This is a genomic window from Streptomyces sp. NPDC003038 (assembly GCF_040611115.1).
In the GTDB taxonomy this organism is placed as follows: domain Bacteria; phylum Actinomycetota; class Actinomycetes; order Streptomycetales; family Streptomycetaceae; genus Streptomyces.
In genome coordinates, this window is the sequence record NZ_JBEXNN010000001.1 from 500,527 (window position 1) to 521,942 (window position 21,416).

Here is a 21,416-nt window from a genome sequence, read left to right on the forward strand (position 1 = left end):
GCACAACGTCGACGGGCCCGCCCCCGGCGGGGCGCGCCGGCTGGCGGGCCGGCTGCGCGGCTGGGGCGGGGTGAGCGCGATGGCGGCCGCCTGCGCGGTGACGGCCGCGGCGGTCCTGCTGCCGCTGGCCCAGGCCGCGCCGGACAGCAGCCCCCCGGCGGCGGTCCGCGCGCCCGCCGCCATGGCGGCGGCGCCGGCCGACACCTGCCAGGACCCGGAGGCCAGCCTGCGCCCCTCCGGGCTGGACGGGCCGACGATCGAGCGGATCCGCAGCGCGGGCAAGCTCGTCGCGGGCGTGGACCAGAACAGCTTCCGCTGGGGCTACCGCAGCCAGGCCGCCGGAGGCAGTCTCGACGGCTTCGACATCGACCTGGTCAAGGCCATAGCGAAGGACATCCTGGGCGACGAGAAGGCGGTCATCTACCGCGCCATCCCCACCAGTCAGCGCATCCCGGCGCTCCAGGAGGGGCGCGTGGACATCGTCGTCCGCACCATGACGATCAACTGCAAGCGGCTGGAGGACGTCGCCTTCTCGACGGCGTACTTCGAGGCAGGTCAGCAGGTCCTGGCCCCGAAGCGGTCCGGGATCACCGGATACGACGCCTCGCTCAAGGACAAGCGGGTCTGCACGGCGGCCGGTTCCACGGCTGAGGCGGCCCTCAAGTCCCAGTCGTACGGCTCGCACTCGGTCACCGTGCCCAACCAGCTGGACTGCCTGGTCCGTCTGCAGCTCGGCGAGGTGGACGCCATCGTCACCGACAACGCCCTCGCGGCCGGCCAGGCCGCGCAGGACCCCTCGATCGAGCTGGTGGGCAAGCCCTTCACCCGGGAGTTCTACGGGGTGGCGATGAACAAGGACGCCTCCGACCTGGTCCGCCGGGTCAACAAGGTGCTGGAGGACTACCGGGCGGGTGGTGGGGCCAGTCCGTGGATGGCCTCCTACGGTAAGCACCTCAAGCTCGTGCTGCCCGATGTGGCCGGGCCCCCCGCACCCAAGTACCGGGACGGGTGAGGCCGGTGGCGGAGACGGACGCGCGGAGTCACGTGCGGGCGCAGGGGCAGCCGGAGGAGAAGCCGGAAGCGGGGACGGAGGCGGAGGCGCAGTCGGTGGAGGCGGGATCGGCAGTGATGGACCGGGACGATGTCGACCGTGCGCTGGCGCGGCTCGGCGCGGAGCACGAGGCCGTCGAGACCTCCCTGCTGGCGCTCCAGGACCACGCCGGGCGCCGGCTGCTGGAGGGAGCCGGGCTGACCGGCGTCACCAAGGAGCGGTGGGCGGCCGCCGACGCGGCCATCACCCGGCTGTGGACGTACTTCGACGCCTACAGCGGGGCGCTGACCGCCGCCCGGGAGATCCGGGAGCGGCGTCGCTGGCCGAGCCGCGAGGACCTGGTCGAACTGACCGAGCGGCTGCGCGGGCCCGGAGTGCTGATCGCCGGGGCCGGGGTGGAAGGCGCGGCGCTGGCGGAGCGGATGTCGCTCGCCGCGCTGGTGGCCCGGATGAATGAGCTGTACGCGAGCTCGCTGGACGTGGTGGTGGCCGCCGACGCGGTGTGGTCGGCGTTGCCCGCCCGGATCGACCTGCTCGCCGCCGAGCTGCACCGCACCCGCTCGCTGGCCCACTCGGTGGGGGTGCGGCCGGGCGAGCACCCGTCGGGTGACGACCTGGAGGCCATCACCGCCGAGCTGGCGGAGCTGCGGGCGCGGGTGATCGCGGACCCGCTGGCATTCTGGCTGCCGGTGACGGGCAGTTCGGCGCCCGGTGGGGGCCGTCCGGACACGACGCGTTACGACCGGGCCGCGCTCGCGCTGGAGGACGTACGCCGGGAGGTGGAGGCGGTCCTGGCCGTGCGCCAGGATGCCGAGCAGCGGCTGATCAGCCTGCGGGATGTGCTCTCGCGGGCCGACCGGACCCTGGCGGAGGCGCGTACGGCGCGCGGCGAGGTACTGGCGAAGATCGCCGCGTCCGAGGTGCCCGCGGTGAGCGGTCCTCCGACGGTGCTTCAGGAGCAGCTCGCGGCGGCGGCCGAGCACCGGCGGCAGTCGCGGTGGCACCGGCTCTCTCCGCTCCTGGAGTCCTTGGAGGAGCGGGCGGAGGATGAACTGCGGCGGGCACGTGAGTCGTTGACGGCGGTGACCGCGCCCTTGGCGGTACGGGCCGAACTGCGCGGGCGCCTCGACGCGTACAAGGCGAAGGTGGCCCGGCACGGCATGGCGGAGGATCCGCTGCTGATCGAGCGGTACGACACGGCCCGGCGGATGCTGTGGAGCGCGCCCTGCGACCTGCGGGCCGCCGAGCAGGCCGTCCTGCGGTACCAGCAGGCGGCGGCCGAGGCACTGGTGCCGCAGCAGGCCCGGCCCGCGGGGCCGGGGAAGGAGGACGCGTGAGCCTGACCGGAACCGCGTGCGTTCGCCCCGGCTGCCCGGGGACGTATGAGGACATGGGCGGCGGCGAGCTGTACTGCGACACCTGCGGGCTGGCGCCGATCGGCTCCGTCGCGGCCGGCGCGGAGGAGTTGGTGTCGCCGCCGACGGGGATGACGAGCGCGGCACGGGGGTCCCTCGGGTCCCGTGGTTCGCTGGGCTCCCAGGGTTCTCATGGCTCTCATGGCTCTCATGGGTCTCATGGGTCTCATGGGTCCGGCCGGTCCTCGGCCTCGGCACGCTCCTCGCGCTCCTCGCGCTCCTCCTCGTCCCGGCGATCGGTGTCGGGACGGCTGTCGCGCTCCCTGTCGGGGACGGCCGCGTCCACCCGCTCGGTGTCGGTGCGCAGTTCCGGCTCGGCGGCGTCGTCCTCGGGGCGCAGCAGGCTGGGAGCCGGGCTGGTCAACATGCCGGAAGTACCGCGTCCCGATCCTTCGGCGGCGGTTCTGGAGAACCCGGAGGTGCCCGAGCGCAAGCGGTTCTGCTCCCGCTCGGACTGCGGGGCTCCGGTGGGCCGGGCACGCGGCGACCGGCCCGGCCGGACGGAGGGGTACTGCACCAAGTGCGGGCACCCCTACTCCTTCGTGCCCAAGCTGCGCGCCGGTGACGTGGTGCGCGGCCAGTACGAGGTGGCCGGCTGCCTGGCGCACGGCGGTCTGGGCTGGGTGTACCTGGCGGTGGACCGGGCGGTCTCGGACCGGTGGGTGGTGCTCAAGGGCCTGCTGGACACCGGGGACCAGGACGCGATGGAGGCCGCGATCTCGGAGCGGCGCTTCCTCGCGGAGATCGAGCACTCCAACATCGTGCGGATCTACAACTTCGTGGAGCACCTGGACCAGCGGACCGGTTCGCTGGACGGGTACATCGTCATGGAGTACGTCGGCGGCAAGTCACTGAAGGAGATCGCGAACGAGCGCCGCCGGCCGGACGGCAGACGCGACCCGCTCCCGGTGGAGCAGGCCTGCGCGTACGGGATCGAGGCGCTGGAGGCGCTCGGCCACCTGCACAGCAGAAACCTTCTGTACTGCGACTTCAAAGTCGACAACGCGATCCAGCAGCAGGACCAGCTGAAGCTGATCGACATGGGCGCCGTGCGGAGGATGGACGACGAGGAGTCGGCCATCTACGGCACGGTCGGCTACCAGGCGCCGGAGGTCGCGGAGCTGGGCCCCTCGGTCGCCTCCGACCTGTACACGGTGGCGCGGACCCTGGCCGTCCTGACCTTCGACTTCCAGGGCTACACCAATGTGTTCGTGGATTCGCTGCCGGACCCGCAGCACATCGAGGTGTTCGGGCGGTACGAGTCCTTCTACCGGCTGCTCGTACGGGCGACCGACCCCGATCCGGGGCGGCGGTTCGCCTCCGCGCAGGAGATGGCGGACCAGCTGACGGGCGTGCTGCGCGAGGTGGTGGCCCTCCAGACCGGCACCCCGCGACCGCAGCTGTCGACGCTCTTCGGGCCGGAGCTTCGGGTTCCGGACACCCGGCTGTTCGCCGACGAGGCGGGGTCGGACGTGTCCCGGCTCGGGATACGGGGCGCCTCCCGGCGGGGCGGGTGGTGGGGGTCGCGCGGCCGCGGTCCGTCCGAGCGAGCCTCGGCCGGTCTGCCCGGCCCGGGCGGACGGGCGGGCATGAGCCCGCCGGGCAGCGCAGCCGTGCCTCCGGGCACGCCCGTGGCCGGCCCGCGGGCAAGCACCCCGATTCCGGGGGGCGCACCGGGCCCGTGGGCGCACACCTCCGGCAACGGCACCCCGCCGGGCGGCACGCCCGGGCCCGGATCACCCGCCCGGGCGGGAACCCCGGCGGGCGAGCAGGCCCCGGCCATCGGAACGCCCGGCGCACCGGGCCCGTGGTCGTACTCCTCCGCGGGCGCCCCGCCCGTAGCCGGGTCACCGGCCTGGCCTGGCGGTTCGGCTGCGGCCGGTGGGGCGCCGCCGCTGCCCGGGCTCGGGAGCGCGGCCACGCATGTGGCGGCTGCGCCGGCCCCGGTGCCGGGGCCCCGGCCCGCGCCGGTATCCCCGGTATCCCCCGATGCGCCGTCGGCTCCGGCCAGGGGCGCGGAGGCGGGACCCGGACCGGTACCGCCGCCGCGCGCCACGGCGGCGGCACCGCTGGACGCCCGGGAGGCCGCGCTGGCCCTGCCCGTGCCGCTGGTGGACGCGGGCGACCCCAATGCCGGTTTCCTGGCCGGGCTGCTGGCCTCCGCTCCGGCCGACCTGCTGGGCGCGCTGGGCTCGGCTCCGGCCGATTCGGCCGAGCTGCGGCTGCGGGAACTGCGCGCCCGCCTGGAGCTGGGCGATCTGTCCGTGGCCGGAGCCGCCCTGACGGAGCTGGAGGCGCGGCATCCGGACGACTGGCGCGTGGTGTGGGCGCGCGGGATCGCCTCGCTGGCCACCGGCGAGGACGAGATCGCGGCCCTGTCCTTCGACGCGGTCTACGACGCCTTCCCGGGCGAGCCCGCGCCGAAGCTGGCCCTCGGGCTGTGCGCGGAAGTCCTGGGACAGTTGGACAACGCGGCCGAGTACTACCGGCTGGTGTGGACCACCGATCCGGGATTCGTGAGTGCGGCCTTCGGGCTGGCCCGGGTCCAGTTGGCCGCCGGTGACCGGGCGGGAGCCGTGCGCACGCTGGAATCCGTACCGGAGGCGTCGATTCACTACACGGCCGCGCGGGTGGCGGCCGTGCGCGCACGTCTGCGCGACCGGTCCCCTCACGAGCCGCTGCTGCCCGATCTGGTGGCCGCCTCCGACCAGGTGGAGGCGCTGCGGCGGCTCGGGCTGGACCCGGAGCGGCTCGAACGGCTCGCCACCGAGGTTCTGGGCTCGGCGCTGGACTGGGTACTGTCGGGGAGCCGGGGTTCCGACCCCGGCCGGACCTCGCTGCTCGGCAGTCAACTGGACGAGCGGAGCCTGCGCTTCGGCCTGGAGCGCTCGTACCGCGTTCTCGCACGGCTGGCGCAGCGGGGCGAGGAGAGGATCGAACTGGTGGAGCGGGCAAACCGTTTCCGTCCCCGGACGTGGGTGTGAGTGATGTCGATGCATCGGCTGTCGGGCTGCCCCAGCTGCGCGGAACCCTTCGAGGAGGGTGACCGTTTCTGCGGCGTCTGCGGTTACGCCGTCGGCGGCCCTCCGCCGTCCGACCCCCGGCCCACCCTCCCGATCACCCCGGCGCCGGACGCCCCGGCCGGGGGTACCCGCGCGAGCGGTGCGCCGGGCCCCCTCCCGGCCCCCTCTGCGGGCGGGTACGGGAGCCCCGTATCCGGCGGGGCCCGCGGCGTCGGCGAGCCCGCCCCCGGCTGGGGCAGCGTGGCCGCCGCGGCGCCGACCCTGGTCGACGACCCCGGAGGCTGGGCCGCGACGAACCCGGCGGAGCCGGAGCCGAGCCCGGGCGAAGCCCCGTACGGCACTGCCCCGCGGGGCCGGGCGGACGAGCCCGCGGCCCGGTACGACCTGCGCGCCGGCGCCGGGTCGCCCCCCGAGGGGACCCCGTGGGGGCCGGGCGAAGCCCCGTACGGCGCGGCCACACCGGGTCCTGCGGGTGGCGCGACACCGCCCGAGGGAACCCCTTGGGGCGCGGCCGGGTCCCCGGACGACGGCACGGGCGCGGGACACGAACCCCCGCACGCACCTCCGCGGGAACCCGCGCACGAACCCACGCACGAGCCTCCGCACGAACCTCCGCACGCCGACAGCCCCCAGGGGCCCGCGGTCGGTGCCAAGACCTGCGTCGCCTGCCGGGCCGGGCAGGTCGACACCGACGGGTACTGCGAGCACTGCGGGCACGCCCAGCCCCGCGAGCGCGACCACCTCGAAGAGGAGCTCGGCAGCGTCGCCGCCGTCAGCGACCGCGGGCTGCGCCACCACCGCAACGAGGACTCGTTCGCCGTGGCGGCCACCGCCCTGCCCGACGGCTCCGCCGCCACCGTGGCTATCGTCTGCGACGGCGTCTCCTCCGCGAGCCGCCCCGACGAGGCATCGGCTGCGGCGGCCGGCGCCGCCAACGAGGCTCTGCTCGACGCCCTCCCCCGCGGCACGCACCCCCAAGAGGCCATGCACGAGGCGATCCTGGCCGCCGCCACCGCCGTGAACGCCCTCGCGCCGCCGAGCCCGGGCGCGCAGAACGCCCCCGCCTGCACCCTGGTCGGCGCCGTCGTCAGCGGCGGCCTGCTGACCATCGGCTGGGTGGGCGACAGCCGCGCCTACTGGGTTCCCGACGACCGCGCCGCCCTGCCCCGCCGCCTCACGGAAGACGATTCCTGGGCTGCGCAGATGGTCGCCGCCGGTCTCATGGGGGAGGCCGAGGCGTACGCCGATGTCCGCGCGCACGCCATCACCGGCTGGCTGGGCGCGGACGCCTACGACCTCGAACCGCACACCGCCACCTTCAAGCCGGACCACGCCGGTGTGGTCGTGGTCTGCACCGACGGCCTGTGGAACTACGCCGAATCCGCTCGGGAGATGGCCCAGGTACTGCCCGTCGACGCCGCAGCCCGGCCCCTGCACAGCGCGCAGGTCCTGGTGGGACACGCCCTCGACGGCGGCGGCCATGACAACGTGACCGTGGCCATCGTGCCGTTCGCCGCGCCCCCGGGTCCCGGTCCGGGCCGCGAACCGGCCGCGCGAACGGAGCCACCGGCGGAACCGGAACCGGAACACCGATCGGAACCGGCAGCGGAAGCGGAAGCGCGTCCCCAGGTCTGACCCGCCTGCCCGGCCGACCCGCCTGCGCGCCTGCGCGCCTGCCCGCCCGACCCGCCCGCCCGAGCCCCTAGGAGTCCAGCCGATGGCGAACTTCGCCAAGCCGAGCGCCCCGCGCTTCAGCGTGGAGGTGTACCAGAACGAGTTCCTCCCCGAGGGCGGGCGGGACGTCCACGCCATCGTCACGGTCACCGCCTCCGGTGGCGCCGCCGCCACCCGCGCGGCGGCGGCCCACGGCGCGGCAGCCGTCGTGATCATGGTCGACTGCTCGGGGTCCATGGAGTACCCGCCCGACAAGATGCGCGGCGCCCGCGAGGCCACGGCCGCGGCCGTGGACACCCTGCGCGACGGCACCTCCTTCGCCGTGATCGCCGGTACGCACGTGGCGAAGGAGGTCTACCCGGGCCAGGGCCGCCTCGCCGTCGCCGACCCGGCCACCCGCGCCCAGGCCAAGGAGGCCCTGCGCGGCCTCCACTCCGGCGGCGGCACCGCCATCGGCACCTGGCTGCGCCTCGCCGACGGGCTGCTGCGCCAGTCCCCCGCCGCCCTACGGCACGGCATCCTGCTCACCGACGGCCGCAACGAGCACGAGGACCCGGCCGTTCTGCGCGCCACCCTCGACGCCTGCGCGGGCCGCTTCACCTGCGACGCCCGCGGTGTGGGCACCGACTGGGAGGTCAAGGAGGTGACCGGCATCGCGAACGCGCTGCTCGGCTCCGCCGACATCGTGGCCGATCCGGCCCACCTCACCGGGGACTTCACGCGCATGATGGAGAACGTCATGGGCAAGGAGGTCGCGGATGTCGCGCTGCGCCTGTGGACCCCGGTCGGCGTGGAGATCCAGTACGTCAAGCAGGTCTCGCCCACCGTCCAGGACCTGACCGCCCGCCGCACCGAGGCGGGCCCGCGCGCCGGCGACTACCCGACCGGCTCGTGGGGCGACGAGTCCCGCGAGTACCACGTCTGCGTCCGCGTCCCGAGCGCGACCGTCGGGCAGGAGATGCTCGCCGCTCGGGCCTCGCTCATCCTGCCCCCAGCGCCCGGGCCGACGGGAGCGGCGGGGACGACAGGACCGGCGGCGGCCGAACCGCCGACCGTCCTCGCGCAGGGCCTGGTGCGCGCGGTGTGGACGAACGACCTCGCCGCCTCCACCGCCATCAACCCGCAGGTCGCCCACTACACCGGGCAAGCGGAGCTCGCACAGGCCATCCAGCTGGGCCTGGAAGCCCGCAAAGTGGGTGATATCGACGGTGCCACGGCGAAACTCGGGCGCGCCGTACAGCTGGCCAGTGCCTCCGGGAACGCGGACACTGCCAAACTGCTGGCGAAGGTGGTGGATGTCGTCGACGCGGCGGCGGGTACTGTGCGGCTGAAAGCGAAGGTCGCCGATGCCGACGAGATGACTCTTGAAACGCGTTCGACACAGACCGTCCGAGTGAAGAAGACCTGAGAACCTGACGCGATGACGCAGGGAGAAGAAGGGGGAAGCGCCGCCATGCCGACCTGCCCGAACGGGCACCAGTCCGCGTCCGACGACTGGTGCGAGGTCTGCGGCCACCGCATGACCGCCCCCGAGAGCACCCCCGCGGCGCCGCCCTCCTACGGCTACGGCTTCCCCCCGAGCGCCGGCGAGCCCACCGCCCACGCCGAGCTCTGCCCGCAGTGCCGGACGCCGCGCGAGGCCATGGCCCCCTTCTGCGAAGAGTGCCGGTACAACTTCCTGACCCGTACGGCGACTCCGTACACGCCGCTCGCCCCGGAAACGGGAGCCGGCGCGCGCGGCCCGGAGGCCGGCGCCACGCCTCCCCCGCCGCCGCCGCCCGTGCAGCCGCCGGGCTCCTACTCCCAGGACCACTTCGAGTACCAGGGCTCCCGGCCGTCCCGGGTCAACCGCGCGGCCGAGCCCCTTCAGCGCGAGGACGACTGGCTGCTGCCGCCTCCCGTACACGAGCAGCCCTCACACCAGCAGCCGCAGCCGCAGCCGCAGCCGCAGCAACAGCAACAGCAACAGCAACAGCAACAGCAACAGCAACAGCAACAGCAACAGCAACAGCACGAGTACCAGCAGACTCCGCAGCCCCGGTACCAGCAGCAGCCGCCTCCCCAGGAGTACCAGCAGTACCAGCCTTCGCAGCAGCAGTCCTTCCCGCTCCAGGGCGGCGGCTCCTGGACCGCGACGATCGGCCCGGACCGCTCGTACTTCATGGCGATGATGCAGCGCAGCGGCCCCGAGGCCGCCGGACTCAACCTGCCGGCCTACTCCCCGGAGCAGCACCTGCCGCTCACCGGCGGCCAGATCACCATCGGCCGCCGCCGCGCCTCCACGGGCGAGTCGCCGGACATCGACCTGTCGGTGCCCCCGGAAGACCCGGGCGTCTCCCACCAGCACGCGGTCCTGGTTCAGCAGCCCGACCACAGCTGGGCCGTGGTGGACCAGAACTCCACCAACGGCACCACCATCAACGGCGGCGAGGAGCCGATCCAGCCCTACGTCCCGGTCCCGCTCACCGACGGCGACCGCGTCCACGTCGGCGCCTGGACCACGATCACCGTCCGCCGCGGCTAGCCGGTCCGCGCCTCGCCCAGGGGCCAGGCGTACGGCCCCTGGGGGTCGTCGAGCCACGACCACTGGCCCTCGGCGCTGACCGTGACCCCGAAGCGCTCGCGGGCCGGCCGGCCCTCGCGCCGCCACAGATCGAGGGCCTCGCGGGGGTGCAGTACACCCGCCGTCAGCATGAGCATGAACTGGAAGCGCTCGTTCTCCACCAGCTCGTACGGGATCCCGTGCGGGACCTCGGCCGGGGCGGGCGCCGCCGTCGCTCCGCGCAAGGGGACGAAGTACGCCGAGGTGTGCAGGAAGCGGCCCTCGGCGAAGTCGGCGTCCCGGACCGTGAGCGCGATCAGCCCGGTCGACAGGGGGGCCAGGATCCTCGCCCCGGGCCGGCACTGCCCGAGCCAGGCGTACGGGATCAGCGGCAGTGTGCAGGTCACCAGGATCCGGTCGAAGGGCGCCCGCGAGGGGCAGCCGCGGGCCCCGTCCCCGGTGACCACGGTCGGCCGGTAGCCGAGCTGGGCCAGGTGCGCCCGCGCGGACTCGGTGATCTCCTCGTCCAGGTCCACGGTGGTGACCAGGTCATCGCCGAGCCGGTGGCAGAGCAGGGCGGCGTTGTAGCCGGTGCCCGCGCCGATCTCCAGTACGTTGTCGCCGTCGCGCACCTCCAGCGCGTCCAGCATCTTCGCCATCAGGGACGGCTGGCTGCTGGAGGAGACCAGCTCACCGTCGCGCAGCCGGGTCGCGAGGGGCGTGTCGGCGTAGACCCCGCGCAGCCAGCGGGCCCGCCGCTCGGGGTCGGAGTCCTCGGCCCAGAGCCGTTCGTGGCCGGCGCCGCGGCCGGTCCAGAAGCAGGGGACGAAGACGTGCCGGGGCACGGCCGTGAAGGCCGCCCGCCAGGCGGGGTCGTCCAGCACCCCGGCGGCGGTCAGCTCCCGTACCTGGGCGGCGTGTGCGGTCTCCCGCAGATCGCGTGCCCCGGTGTGTGAGGAGTGCGCACCCATGCCTCCACTGTGCTGCGGGCGGCCCCGGCATGCGAACGCGCACGGGCGTGGTCCTAGGACTCGGGTCCTCCGTCCGGGCGTCTGAGACGATGGTCTGGTGAATGAGATTCCGCGGGGCACGCTTCAGGAGCAGACCTTCTACGAGCAGGTGGGCGGCGAGGACACCTTCCGCCGTCTCGTCCGGCGCTTCTACCAGGGCGTCGCCGAGGACCCGCTGCTGCGACCGATGTACCCGGAGGGGGACCTGGGACCCGCCGAGGAGCGGTTCGCGCTGTTCCTGATGCAGTACTGGGGCGGTCCGACGACCTACAGCGAGAACCGCGGCCACCCGCGCCTGCGGATGCGGCACGCCCCGTTCCAGGTGGACGCGGCGGCGCACGACGCGTGGCTGAAGCACATGCGGGTCGCGGTGGACGAGCTGGGCCTGGCGCCGGAGCACGAGGCGCAGCTGTGGCGGTACCTGACGTACGCGGCCGCTTCGATGATCAACACCACGGGCTGAGGCGTACACGGAATGGCGCGGACGGCGTGCGCGGCGCGGGGGCATGCGCGGCGCGGTGGCCGGAGCCGGAACCGGAACCGGAAGCCGAACTAGACCGGCCGCACCTGGAGGGCGCCCAGGCCGCCGGTGTTCCCGGGGCGGCGCGTGGCGATGGACCCGTACGGGGTGCGCAGCCTGAGCCAGCTTCCGGCGGCGAGCAGCGCCACCGGGTCGGGGGCGGCGGGTGCGGGGGTGCCGGGTGCGGGGGTGCCGGGTGCGGGGGCGGCGACGGGCACGGTGGACCGTATCGGCCGCAGGAAGCCCAGGGACTGCGCGGCGTGCACGGCGCGCAGCGGGAGTGCGGTGTCGCCCAGCGTGCGGGACCAGATCTCGCGGCCGATGCGGTCGCGCTCGGACCGGGTGCGGTGCTGCGGGGGCAGGGCCTCGTCGCGAGCCCGGAACTCGGCGACGGCGGCGGCGACGGCCGCCAGCATCGACTCGGGGCCGGGCAGCCCGGGCAGTTGCTGCCAGCCGCCGCGGGGCGGTAGCACCCCTGCCCACGGCGGGCCGGTGACGGGCTCGGGCACGGTCGCCCCGGCCGTCGCCTCGTCCACGGATTCCAGCAGCTCGCCGGCGGAGACGGTCAGGTCCAGCGGCATGCCGAGGGGCGCGGCGAGCCGCACCGTGCGGATGGCGAGGACCTCGAAGGACGGGGGCCGTCCGAAAACGGCGAGCGCACCGCCGCCCTCCCCCACGGCCTCCGGTGTGGGAGGTGCGCCCTGGAGGCGGACCGCGGCGGCGCGGTCGTAGTGCACCAGCCGGCCCAGGAAGGCGGCGAGGTCCGCCGCCTCCCCGGAGTCGGCGAAGTGCAGCCGCTCGTTCATGCGGCGAGGCGCCTTTCGGAGCGCGAGGTGGCGGGCTCGTCGAGGTACTTCTCCAGGAAGTGCCTCTCCTCGGCCGTGATGCGGCGGGGCCGCCCCTCGGCGAGGTTGTACGGCACGACCACGGTCGAGGCACGCACGTAGATCTTCTCGGGCGCGTCCTCGGTCGCCTCGTCCTTGACCTCGTAGCCGATGGTCAGGGACGCGGCGCCGATCCGGGTCACCCAGGACTCGATGAGCACCGGCTCGTGCCGGTGCACGAGGGGCAGCTTGTAGTCGATCTCGTGGCGGGCCACGACGGACCCGCCCGTGAAGGACTCGCTGCCCTCCCCCGGCGCGAGCCGGAACATGAAGTCGATCCTCGCTTCCTCCAGGTAGCGGAGGAACACCACGTTGTTGACGTGGCCGAAGGAATCCATGTCCGACCAGCGCAGGGGGCACTGGTAGTGATGTCTGGCCATACTTCTCAGCCTCGGGTGAGCTTCTTGTAGGTGGCACGGTGCGGACGGGCCGCGTCCGGGCCGAGACGCTCGATCTTGTTCTTCTCGTACGACTCGAAGTTGCCCTCGAACCAGTACCACTTGGAGTCGCCCTCGTACGCGAGGATGTGCGTGGCGACCCGGTCGAGGAACCAACGGTCGTGGGAGATGACCACGGCCGCACCGGGGAATTCGAGCAGGGCGTTCTCCAGGGAGGAGAGCGTCTCGACGTCGAGGTCGTTGGTGGGCTCGTCGAGGAGCAGCAGGTTGCCGCCCTCCTTGAGGGTCAGCGCCAGGTTGAGGCGGTTGCGCTCACCACCGGAGAGGACACCGGCCGGCTTCTGCTGGTCCGGGCCCTTGAAGCCGAAGGCGCTGACGTACGCGCGGGACGGCATCTCGACCTGGCCGACGTTGATGTAGTCCAGCTCGTCCGACACGACCGCCCAGAGGGTCTTCTTGGGGTCGATGTTGGCGCGGCTCTGGTCGACGTAGCTGATCTTGACCGTGTCGCCGACCTTGATGGCACCGGAGTCCGGCGTCTCCAGGCCCTGGATCATCTTGAAGAGCGTGGTCTTGCCGGCGCCGTTGGGGCCGATGATGCCCACGATGCCGTTGCGCGGGAGGGTGAAGGACAGGTCGTCGATCAGCACCTTGTCGCCGAAGGCCTTGGAGAGGTTGTTGACCTCGACGACGATGGAACCGAGGCGCGGGCCGGGCGGGATCTGGATCTCCTCGAAGTCCAGCTTCCGCATCTTGTCCGCCTCGGCCGCCATCTCCTCGTAGCGGGCCAGACGCGCCTTGGACTTGGTCTGACGCCCCTTGGCGTTGGACCGCACCCACTCCAGCTCTTCCTTGAGCCGCTTCTGGCGCTTCTCGTCCTTGCGGCCCTCGACCTTGAGGCGGGTGGCCTTCTTCTCCAGGTACGTGGAGTAGTTGCCCTCGTAGGGCAGCGCGCGGCCGCGGTCGAGCTCGAGGATCCACTCGGCGACGTTGTTCAGGAAGTACCGGTCGTGGGTGACGGCCACCACGGCGCCCGCGTACTTCGAGAGGTGCTGCTCCAGCCAGTTCACCGACTCGGCGTCGAGGTGGTTGGTGGGCTCGTCGAGGAGGAGCAGGTCCGGGGCCTCGATCAGCAGCTTGCAGAGCGCCACGCGGCGCTTCTCGCCACCGGAGAGGTTGGTGACGGGCCAGTCGCCGGGCGGGCAGCCCAGGGCGTCCATGGCCTGCTCCAGCTGGGCGTCGAGGTCCCAGGCGTTGGCGTGGTCCAGGTCCTCCTGGAGCTTGCCCATCTCGTCGAGGAGCGCGTCCGAGTAGTCGGTCGCCATCAGCTCGGCGACCTCGTTGAAGCGGTGCAGCTTCTTCATGGTGTCGGCGGCGCCGTCCTGGACGTTCTCCAGGACGGTCTTCGACTCGTCGAGCTTGGGCTCCTGCATGAGGATGCCGACGCTGTACCCCGGCGAGAGGTAGGCCTCGCCGTTGGACGGCTGCTCCAGGCCCGCCATGATCTTCAGAACGGTGGACTTACCGGCGCCGTTCGGGCCGACCACACCGATCTTCGCGCCGGGCAGGAAGTTCAGGGTGACGTCATCAAGAATCACCTTGTCGCCGTGCGCCTTGCGCGTCTTGCGCATGGTGTAGATGAACTCAGCCAAGAGAAACCGTCCGGCAGATCGATGGGTGGGCAGGCAGATACACCCCATCTTGCCTGACGTCCATCCCCCGGGGGAAACCCGTATCATCCCGGCGCCCTGACCTGGGGCGAGGTACGGGTGGGCGTGCGAGGGGCGCGACCCTCGGGCCGCGCCCCTCGCACGCCCCCTGCGCGGGGCGTGTGGCGCCTGTGGTGCGGGTGGTGCCTTGGTACCTGCGGTGCCTGGGTACGGGTGGTGCCTGGGTACGGGTGGTGTGTGGGTACGGGTGGTGCCTGGGTACGGGTGGTGCGTGGGGTGCCGGTCAGGCGCCGAGGTCCTGGCGGCGCCGGCGCGCGGCGAGCACCAGGCCCGCGCCCGCGGCGAGAGCGGTGCCCGCACCGGCTGCGGTCCAGGCCGTGGCGTCGGTGCCCGTGGACGCCAGCGAGCCGCCACTGCCGTTCGCGGTCGCGTTGCCGTTGCCGGTCGTGCCCGTGGTGCCGGTGGCGGTGGTGGTCCCGGTGGCCGCGACCTGCTGCGTGCCGGTGGCGGTGCCAGTGCCGGTACCCGTGCCCTTGCCGGTGGTCTCCGGGGCGGGCTTGGCGGCTTCCTCGGCGGCCTTCTTGTCCTTCGCGCGGGCCTCGTGCTGCCCGTTCTTGAGGAACTCGGCGCGGTCGGCCGGGGTGCCGTTCAGGGCGGCGAGGCCCGCCTTCACCAGTTCGGGACCTCCGCCGCTGATGATCTGGGCGATGCGGACGCGGTTGTCCTGGTCGCGCAGCTCGTACTGGGTGACCTCGAGGAAGTAGCGCAGCTCGGCCGGAGTCGCGCTGCCGTTCAGCAGCTTGCTGATCGCCGCCGACAGGATGGGGCCGTCGTCGGCCTGGTCGAGGCGGGCGAGCAGCACGCGGTCGTCCTCGGCGCGGGCCGTGTACTGGCCCGTCTCCACGAAGGCCCGGAGCTCCGCGGGCGTACCGTTGAGGGCCTTCTCACCCTCCTCGCGGACCGCGGGGCCGGCGTCCGGGGCCGACATGATCCGGCCGATTTCCACGCGGTCGTCGGAGGCGCGGGCCGTGTGCTGGCCCGTCTCCAGGAACGCGCGGAGTTCGGCGGGCGTGCCCTTGAGGGCCTTCTTCGCCGCCTCGCGCAGCGCGCGGCCCGACTTCGGGTCGTTGATGATCTGGGAGATCTCGACCGCGTCGTCCTCGGCGCGGGCCACGTGCTGGCCGATCGCCAGGAAGGTCCGGACCGCCGCCGGGCCCGCGTCCAGCGCCTTGCTGCCCTCGCGCCGCACGGCGGAGCCCGGCTTGGCGGCGTGCATGATCCGCAGGACCGCGATGCGGTCCTCTTCCTCCTGCTCACCCGAGTTGCCGGGCTTGTCGGCCGGCTTGTCGGCGGCCTTCCCGTCCGCCGCGTCGACCGGAGCCTGGTCGGGCGCGCTCGGCGCAGGCGGGGCGACCTGCGCGGGAGCGCCGTCGGCGGCGAAGGCCGGCGAGGCGAGCAGGACGGCCGGAGCAATGGCGGCAGCGGTGACGGCCGCAGCAATCCGGGACAACTTCACAGATGACACCCATGTTCTAAAGCCGATGATCACAATGACCGGCTCAATGTAGAACAGCTGGGCGACACGATCCATTTGATTGACCCGGACCCTTAGCGTCCGTTTTGGGCGGCTGTCAGCGCGGACGGTAGACGGTGAGCGCGTCGGGCAGCTCGTCCAGCACGAGAGCTGCCGGAGCCTCGGCGTACTCGCCGTCGTAGGCGAGCGGGGTGCCCGCCGGGATGTCCGCGACCCGCAGGCTGCGCAGGCGGGTCGCGGTGTGGACCGGGGAGCGCGTCAGCGGCCCCGCCAGGGCGGCGGCGAGCAGGCGGGGGCCGGGGCGCCCCCCGCCGTAGACGATCCGGACGTCGAGCAGGCCCTCGCCCAGGCTCTCGCGCCGGCGGGGGGTGGGGCCGGTGCCCTGGTACGTGCCGTTGCCCGCGAAGAGCAGCCACACGCTCCGGGGCCGCCCGGCGAGCCGCAGCCGCACCGGCCGCTGGGACCGCAGCACCCGCCAGGCCGCCAGCAGCGCGGCGGGACCGCCGCCGATGCGGGGACCGTACCGCAGCCGGTGGCCCAGCAGCTCCGGGTAGGCGCCGATGCTGAAGTTGTTCAGGAAGTAGTGGGGCTCGCCCTGCGGCCCGGGGGTGAATCGACCCACGCCGACGTGGACGGCCTGACCGCGGGCCAGGGCGTCGCAGGTGTCCTCGGCTCCGGCGAGCCCGAGGTCCAGCGTGAAGTGGTTCAGGGTGCCGCCGGGAAACACCGCGAGGGGTACCCCGGCCCGCAGCGCCGCCGTGGCCGCCGCGTTGACCGTGCCGTCGCCTCCGCATACCCCGAGCACGGTGGCCCGGGAAGCCGCCGCCGCCAGCTCGGCGGACAGCTCGCCCGCCTCGCACGGGATCACCTCGGCCTTGGGGAGCCGCTCGCGCAGTACCTCGCGCAGTAGGTCGAGCCGCGCGCCCGCGGTGCTTCCCGAACCGGTGTTGACCACCACCGTGAGCCCCGCTCCGTCGGGCAGCGCGGGCGCCCCGGCGGCCGACCGCTCGTCACCCGGCACGACCCGGGCCTCCCGCGCCCCCCGCGCGAGCCGTCGTACGGCGAACCCCGCGGCCACGCCCAGCGCCGCGCCCGCGGCCACGTCGGAGGGGTAGTGCACCCCGGTGTACACGCGGGAGAAGGCGACGGACACGGCAACCGGAGCCAGCACGGCGCCCCAGAACGGGGACTCCAGCGCCAGCCCGGTGGCGAAGGCGAAGGCCGAAGCCGAGTGCCCGGACGGGAAGGAGGTGGTCTGCGGCTGCGTCGCCAGCTGCCGCACCGCGGGCACACCCTCCAGCAGCGGCCGCGGTCGGCGTACGGACCACTTGCCGACGGTGTTGATGGTCGCGGAGGCCAGGGCCAGCGAGGCGATTCCGCGCAGGGCGGCCTTGCGGGCCCCGGCCGATCCGAAGACGCCCATCGTCGCGGCGGCCGCCCCCCACAGCACCCCGTGGTTCGCGGCCCGTCCGAGCCTGGGCAGCACCCGGTCCGCCCCGGGCCAGTGCCTACGCGCCACCACGTCGAACAACTGGCGGTCCCACCGCACGACCGCGCCTCGCCAGGTCAGCTCTTGATCAGCCATTCCCTGCCTCTACCCGAACCCACGGAACAGAATCGACCGGGCCCCCACCCGGCCCACCCCCGTCCCCCCGGCCTCAACCTGTCCGACCGACCCACCCGGTCCGCCCGGCCCATCCCGGCCCCCCGGTCGTCACCCGGCCCGCCGAGCCCCCCGGGCCGTCTGGCCGGCCCGGCCCCGGCCAGGCCGGACCTCACCGGCCAGCCGGACGCCAGGCCGGGCACCCCTCGGGCCCGGCCTGATCCTCTTCTAGAGCTGATCCTCTTCGTCCAGCGGGCGCTTGCGGAGCAGCAGGACCACCATGCCGCCCAGGACCACCAGTCCCACCGCCAGCGAGGCGATGACGGGCGTGGCCGCCGAGCTGCCGCTGGAGGCCAGGCGTTCCTCCTCCGGGGTGCCCTCCGAGGCGGAGGCGGACCGCGTGCCCAGCGTCACCGCCGCCGAGCCGGCTGCCGTGCCCGAGGTCGTGCCCGTCACCGTGCCCGTCGCCGCGTCCGGGCCCGTGCCCGCCGGGACCGCCGGTGGCTGCGGCCAGAGCGCCGTCGCCGTGGCAGCGGCCGCGGACACGCTGGAGCCGGCCACGATCTGCGCCTGGTCCGGCACCCCGCTGGTGAAGACCCGCCCGACCGGCACCTTGGTCGCACCGTGGACGGTGACCGAGGCCACCCCGTCGGGGGTACCGGCGGGCACCTCGAAGTACAGCCGACTCCCGTTCCCGGCGGTGTCCAGCGGCCGCCCCTCGGCGTCCACCACCCGCACACCCATCGCGACCGCCGCCGCGTCCGGGATGACCGACACGCTCTGCGCTCCGGTCCGCACCGTCACCGGTCCGAGCCGGGTGCCCACCGGCCCCGACACGTCCCCGGGATCCAGCCCCAGCGAAGCCGGCGGCTCCGGCAGCCGTTTGGCCTCCCGCTGCAGATAGTCGGCCAGTTTCTCCGCCGACGGGTCCGCGGCCTCCACCCGCGCCCCGTCCGCCAGCCGCCAGATCGCCACCTGGGTGCCGGCCGCCGCGCTCTCCGCCGTGAGTGCTCCGGCCCCCGCCGCCTCGGCGAGCCCCGCCAGGTCGTTCAGCTGCGGATAGGAGTGCTCCAGGACCCAGCGGATCCGGCCCGCCTCACCGTTGCGGGCGAGGGCGCTGCCGTTCCAGCCGCTCTCCGTGTACCGGGCCTGCGGCTGCGCATTGCCCGCGACGCCGACCCCGTAGGTCTGGAGCATCCCGCCGCCGTCCACCCGCATCTCGTAGAGCCCGGCCGGGATGTGCCGGATCGACCCGTCACCGGAGTGCAGGACCGCCTGCCCGTACGTCTTCAGCCCGTCCAGCACGGCGCTCGCACCCTCCGGGGACCGGGACGCCACCGGGCCGGAATCGGCGGCCGCCTGGGCGCCGGGCGCGGCGGTGAGGGCCGCGGCCAGCAGGGCCACCGCCAGCGGTCGCCGCGCGGAGGCCCGTACGGCGGCGGAAAACGCAGGAGACGCCGCCAGAGCCGCCGTAAGAGCCGCTGTAAGAGAACGGGAGGAAAAAGGAGGAGCGGAATCAGATCCAGGTGCGGAATCGGATCTGACGTCAGATCTGACGTCAGATCTGACCTCAGGTGTGGCATCCGATGCGGCATCCGAGGGGACACCGGGGGCGGATTGAGGAGCGGATTGAGGAGCGGAGGATGCGGGAACGGCAATCGACACAGTCTTCCCCTTCGGGCCAAAGACCCTGGTGCCCGTGAGTACCGGGGAATCCTAACTGCCCCGAACACTCAGACCACCGGAGCCTTCTGAGTGGCCATCAGTGGCGTGTCCGTCTTGACGACGCGGCGGAAGGCGGCCGTCCCGCGATTCAGGTCGTGCCCGATGGCGGTCGCGTCGATCTCCGCCGAAAACCAGCGATTGCCCTCCCCTTCGGGCGGATCCTCCCGGACCCGCAGCCGCCCGTGCACCACCAGCGGTTCCCCGACCGATACCGAACCGGCCAGATTCAGCGCGAGCGTCCGCCGCGCCCACACGGTGTAGAAGCTGGTGACACCATCGGTCCAGGCGTCTTTGCGCCGATCGAAATACCGTGGCGTCACCGCGAAACGGAACCTCGCCGACGGACCGTTCACCGTCTCCTTGTAGTCGATCTGGGTCGCCACACAGCCCACCAGCGTCACCAGGGTGTCGTTCATCCCGGCCGCCCTCCTCCACGTTCCGTACCCGCACGGACCATCCGCACGCGGTACGAACCAGGCTGGGGCCGCCTGCCGATTCCCGCTCCGGCCTGTGGATTACTGGCGGGTTGTGGACAACTTCGTCCCCCCTGCGGCCACCGCCGCATACTGCTCGCGCACCTCCCGGTAGCGCAGCAGCTCCGCCGCCACCGGCTCCAGCACCCGGGCCCGCCCGCACCCGGCCGCCGCCTGCCGCAGCCTTTGCTCCGCGTCCTGCCCGTACCGCCGGGCCGGGCCCCGGGCCGCGATCGAGCAGGCCCACTCCACCAGCGGTCCGCCCACGATGCCCGCCACCATCAGCAGCACCGGCGGCATCAGCTCCGGCTCCAGGACCCCGATGATCTGTCCCGCCAGCCACAGCCCGCCGTAGATCTGGACCAGCGTCATGGCCGCCTGCGCCAGCACGGCCGCCGGCCACCACGTGGGCCTCGGGGGCTTGACCCTCGGCACCGCGACCGCCGCCCCAAGGGTCACCGCCAGTTCGTCCAGTGCCTCCGGAAGCTGCTCGGCGCCGCGCACCGCGGTCTCCCGTACCGCCTGCGCCCAGGGTTCGGGCAGCCCGGTGACCGCCCCGTCGGCGACCGCCCGTACGGCCTGCTCCACCCGCTGACGCGCGGTCACCTCCTCCTCGACCGGCGCCTGCGCCGCCACGGAACCCCGGCCGCCGCCGATGGCCGCCAGGGCGGCCAGTCCGGACAGCGTGCGCGGGGCGCGGCGGCTCTCGTACCACCGCCACAGCCGCAGCCAGGGCGTCCCGCACGCCTTGCCGGCATTGCGCCGCCAGGCCCGCTCGGCGGCGAGCCCGGCCGCGTAGGCCCCGACCGCCTCCGCGAGCCGGTCCTCGAACTCGGCGCGCGCCGCCTCCCCGATCTCCGGCCCGGAGTGCCCGTCGGCCACGTACAGCGGCCGCAGGCGCGTGGCCGCCCGGTCGACGTCGGCGGAGATGCGGCGGGTCGCGGCGCCCTTCTCCTGGGTGAACTGCCCGAGGAGTTCGCGCAGCTCCGCGACGCCCTCCCCGGTGAGCGCGGACAGTCCGAGCACGGTCGCGCCGGGCTCGCCGTGTTCGCCGAGCGCGATGCCGTCCTCGTCGAGGAGCCGGCGCAGGTCGTCCAGTACGAGGTCGGCGGACTCGCCGGGCAGCCGGTCCACCTGGTTCAGTACGACGAAGGTCACCTCGGCGTGCCCGGCCAGCGGCCGCAGGTACCGCTCGTGCAGCACGGCGTCCGCGTACTTCTCCGGGTCTACCACCCACACCACCGCGTCGACCAGCGCCAGTACCCGGTCCACGTGGTCCCGGTGCGCGCCGACCGCCGAGTCGAGGTCCGGCAGGTCGACGAGGACCATGCCGCGCAGTGCCTCCGCCTCCGGGGTCTCGCGGGGCCGGCGCCGCAGCCTCCCGGGGATCTCCAGCCGGTCCAGCAGTCCGGCCGCCCCGTCGGACCAACTGCACGCGATGGGCGCGGCGGTCGTGGGGCGACGCAGGCCGGTCTCGGAGATCTGCACTCCTGCGAGTGAATTGAAGAGTGTGGACTTGCCGCTTCCGGTGGCTCCGGCGATCGCGACGACCGTGTGCTGGGGTGACAGCCCGCGTCGCGCCGCCGCCTCGTCCAGCACCCGTCCCGCCTCGGCGAGGGTCTTGCCGTCGAGCCTGGTCCGGGAGAGCCCCACCAGCTGGCGCAGCGCGTCCAGGCGCGCCCGCAGCGCCCGCCCCTCGGGGCTGAGCGGGGGCGCGGACGCCTTTCCGCCGTCGTTGCCGGCGCCGGAGACGGCCCGTACGAGCGCGTCGTCGCCCTCGTCACCCTCGTCGGCGCCGTTCTCCGCGCCCCGGCCGGCGGCCCGGTGGCGGGATCGCGCGATGAATCCGTCGTCCCAGCGGTCGTCGTCGGCTCGGTCGGTCAGGGTGGTCACC

At 73.8% G+C, this 21,416-nt stretch carries 16 protein-coding genes; 7 read left to right on the plus strand and 9 right to left on the minus strand.

What is annotated here, in order from left to right:
- Positions 1–79 precede the first annotated feature (79 nt).
- The 6 genes from ABZX75_RS02305 (at position 80) to ABZX75_RS02330 (ending at position 9,687) form a co-directional block, all read left to right on the plus strand.
- Positions 80–1,012 carry a glutamate ABC transporter substrate-binding protein gene (locus ABZX75_RS02305; protein WP_355407029.1) on the plus strand — a complete coding sequence of 311 codons (933 nt, stop codon included), beginning with the start codon at positions 80–82 and terminating at the stop codon, positions 1,010–1,012.
- Between the two features lie 116 nt (positions 1,013–1,128).
- Positions 1,129–2,388, plus strand: a complete 1,260-nt coding sequence (locus ABZX75_RS02310) for a hypothetical protein (protein ID WP_355407030.1) — start codon at positions 1,129–1,131, stop codon at positions 2,386–2,388.
- A 53-nt stretch (positions 2,389–2,441) separates the two neighbouring features.
- The gene (locus ABZX75_RS02315; protein WP_355407032.1) at positions 2,442–5,450 is read left to right on the plus strand and encodes a tetratricopeptide repeat protein; all 3,009 of its coding nucleotides are present in this window, start codon (positions 2,442–2,444) and stop codon (positions 5,448–5,450) included.
- A gap of 3 nt (positions 5,451–5,453) precedes the next feature.
- Entirely contained in the window at positions 5,454–7,124 is a 1,671-nt protein-coding gene (locus tag ABZX75_RS02320; RefSeq protein ID WP_355406868.1) for a protein phosphatase 2C domain-containing protein, read from the plus strand.
- Between the two features lie 82 nt (positions 7,125–7,206).
- Entirely contained in the window at positions 7,207–8,571 is a 1,365-nt protein-coding gene (locus ABZX75_RS02325) for a VWA domain-containing protein (RefSeq protein ID WP_355406870.1), read from the plus strand.
- A gap of 45 nt (positions 8,572–8,616) precedes the next feature.
- Positions 8,617–9,687: an FHA domain-containing protein gene (locus ABZX75_RS02330; RefSeq protein ID WP_355407033.1), complete on the plus strand. Its 1,071-nt coding sequence runs from the start codon at positions 8,617–8,619 to the stop codon at positions 9,685–9,687.
- Here the strand turns inward: ABZX75_RS02330 and ABZX75_RS02335 are convergent.
- On the minus strand, positions 9,684–10,676 hold the full coding sequence (locus tag ABZX75_RS02335) for a methyltransferase domain-containing protein (RefSeq protein WP_355406872.1): 993 nt from the start codon (positions 10,674–10,676) through the stop codon (positions 9,684–9,686). The genes ABZX75_RS02330 and ABZX75_RS02335 overlap by 4 nt on opposite strands.
- A gap of 97 nt (positions 10,677–10,773) precedes the next feature.
- Here ABZX75_RS02335 and ABZX75_RS02340 point away from each other — a divergent pair, with 97 nt between their 5' ends.
- Positions 10,774–11,178, plus strand: a complete 405-nt coding sequence (locus ABZX75_RS02340; protein ID WP_355406874.1) for a globin — start codon at positions 10,774–10,776, stop codon at positions 11,176–11,178.
- Between the two features lie 89 nt (positions 11,179–11,267).
- Here ABZX75_RS02340 and ABZX75_RS02345 read toward each other — a convergent pair whose 3' ends face one another.
- The 8 genes from ABZX75_RS02345 to ABZX75_RS02380 form a co-directional block, all read right to left on the minus strand.
- The gene (locus tag ABZX75_RS02345) at positions 11,268–12,041 is read right to left on the minus strand and encodes a hypothetical protein (protein ID WP_355406876.1); all 774 of its coding nucleotides are present in this window, start codon (positions 12,039–12,041) and stop codon (positions 11,268–11,270) included.
- Positions 12,038–12,499, minus strand: a complete 462-nt coding sequence (locus ABZX75_RS02350) for a thioesterase family protein (RefSeq protein ID WP_355406878.1) — start codon at positions 12,497–12,499, stop codon at positions 12,038–12,040. The genes ABZX75_RS02345 and ABZX75_RS02350 overlap by 4 nt, the downstream gene beginning before the upstream one ends.
- Before the next feature lie 5 nt (positions 12,500–12,504).
- Positions 12,505–14,169 (minus strand): energy-dependent translational throttle protein EttA, encoded by a 1,665-nt coding sequence (ettA, locus tag ABZX75_RS02355; protein WP_355406880.1) that lies wholly within the window; start codon positions 14,167–14,169, stop codon positions 12,505–12,507.
- Between the two features lie 301 nt (positions 14,170–14,470).
- Complete coding sequence (locus ABZX75_RS02360; RefSeq protein ID WP_355406882.1) at positions 14,471–15,703, minus strand: ALF repeat-containing protein; 1,233 nt, start codon at positions 15,701–15,703, stop codon at positions 14,471–14,473.
- Between the two features lie 115 nt (positions 15,704–15,818).
- On the minus strand, positions 15,819–17,306 hold the full coding sequence (locus ABZX75_RS02365) for a phosphatase PAP2 family protein (RefSeq protein WP_355406884.1): 1,488 nt from the start codon (positions 17,304–17,306) through the stop codon (positions 15,819–15,821).
- 246 nt (positions 17,307–17,552) lie between these two features.
- Entirely contained in the window at positions 17,553–18,728 is a 1,176-nt protein-coding gene (locus ABZX75_RS02370) for a thioester domain-containing protein (protein WP_355406886.1), read from the minus strand.
- Between the two features lie 329 nt (positions 18,729–19,057).
- A complete protein-coding gene (locus tag ABZX75_RS02375; RefSeq protein ID WP_355406888.1) occupies positions 19,058–19,465 on the minus strand; it encodes a single-stranded DNA-binding protein in 408 nt (135 codons plus the stop codon).
- Positions 19,466–19,564: 99 nt separating this feature from the next.
- Positions 19,565–21,415, minus strand: a complete 1,851-nt coding sequence (locus ABZX75_RS02380; protein ID WP_355406890.1) for a GTPase — start codon at positions 21,413–21,415, stop codon at positions 19,565–19,567.
- Position 21,416: the final 1 nt, after the last annotated feature.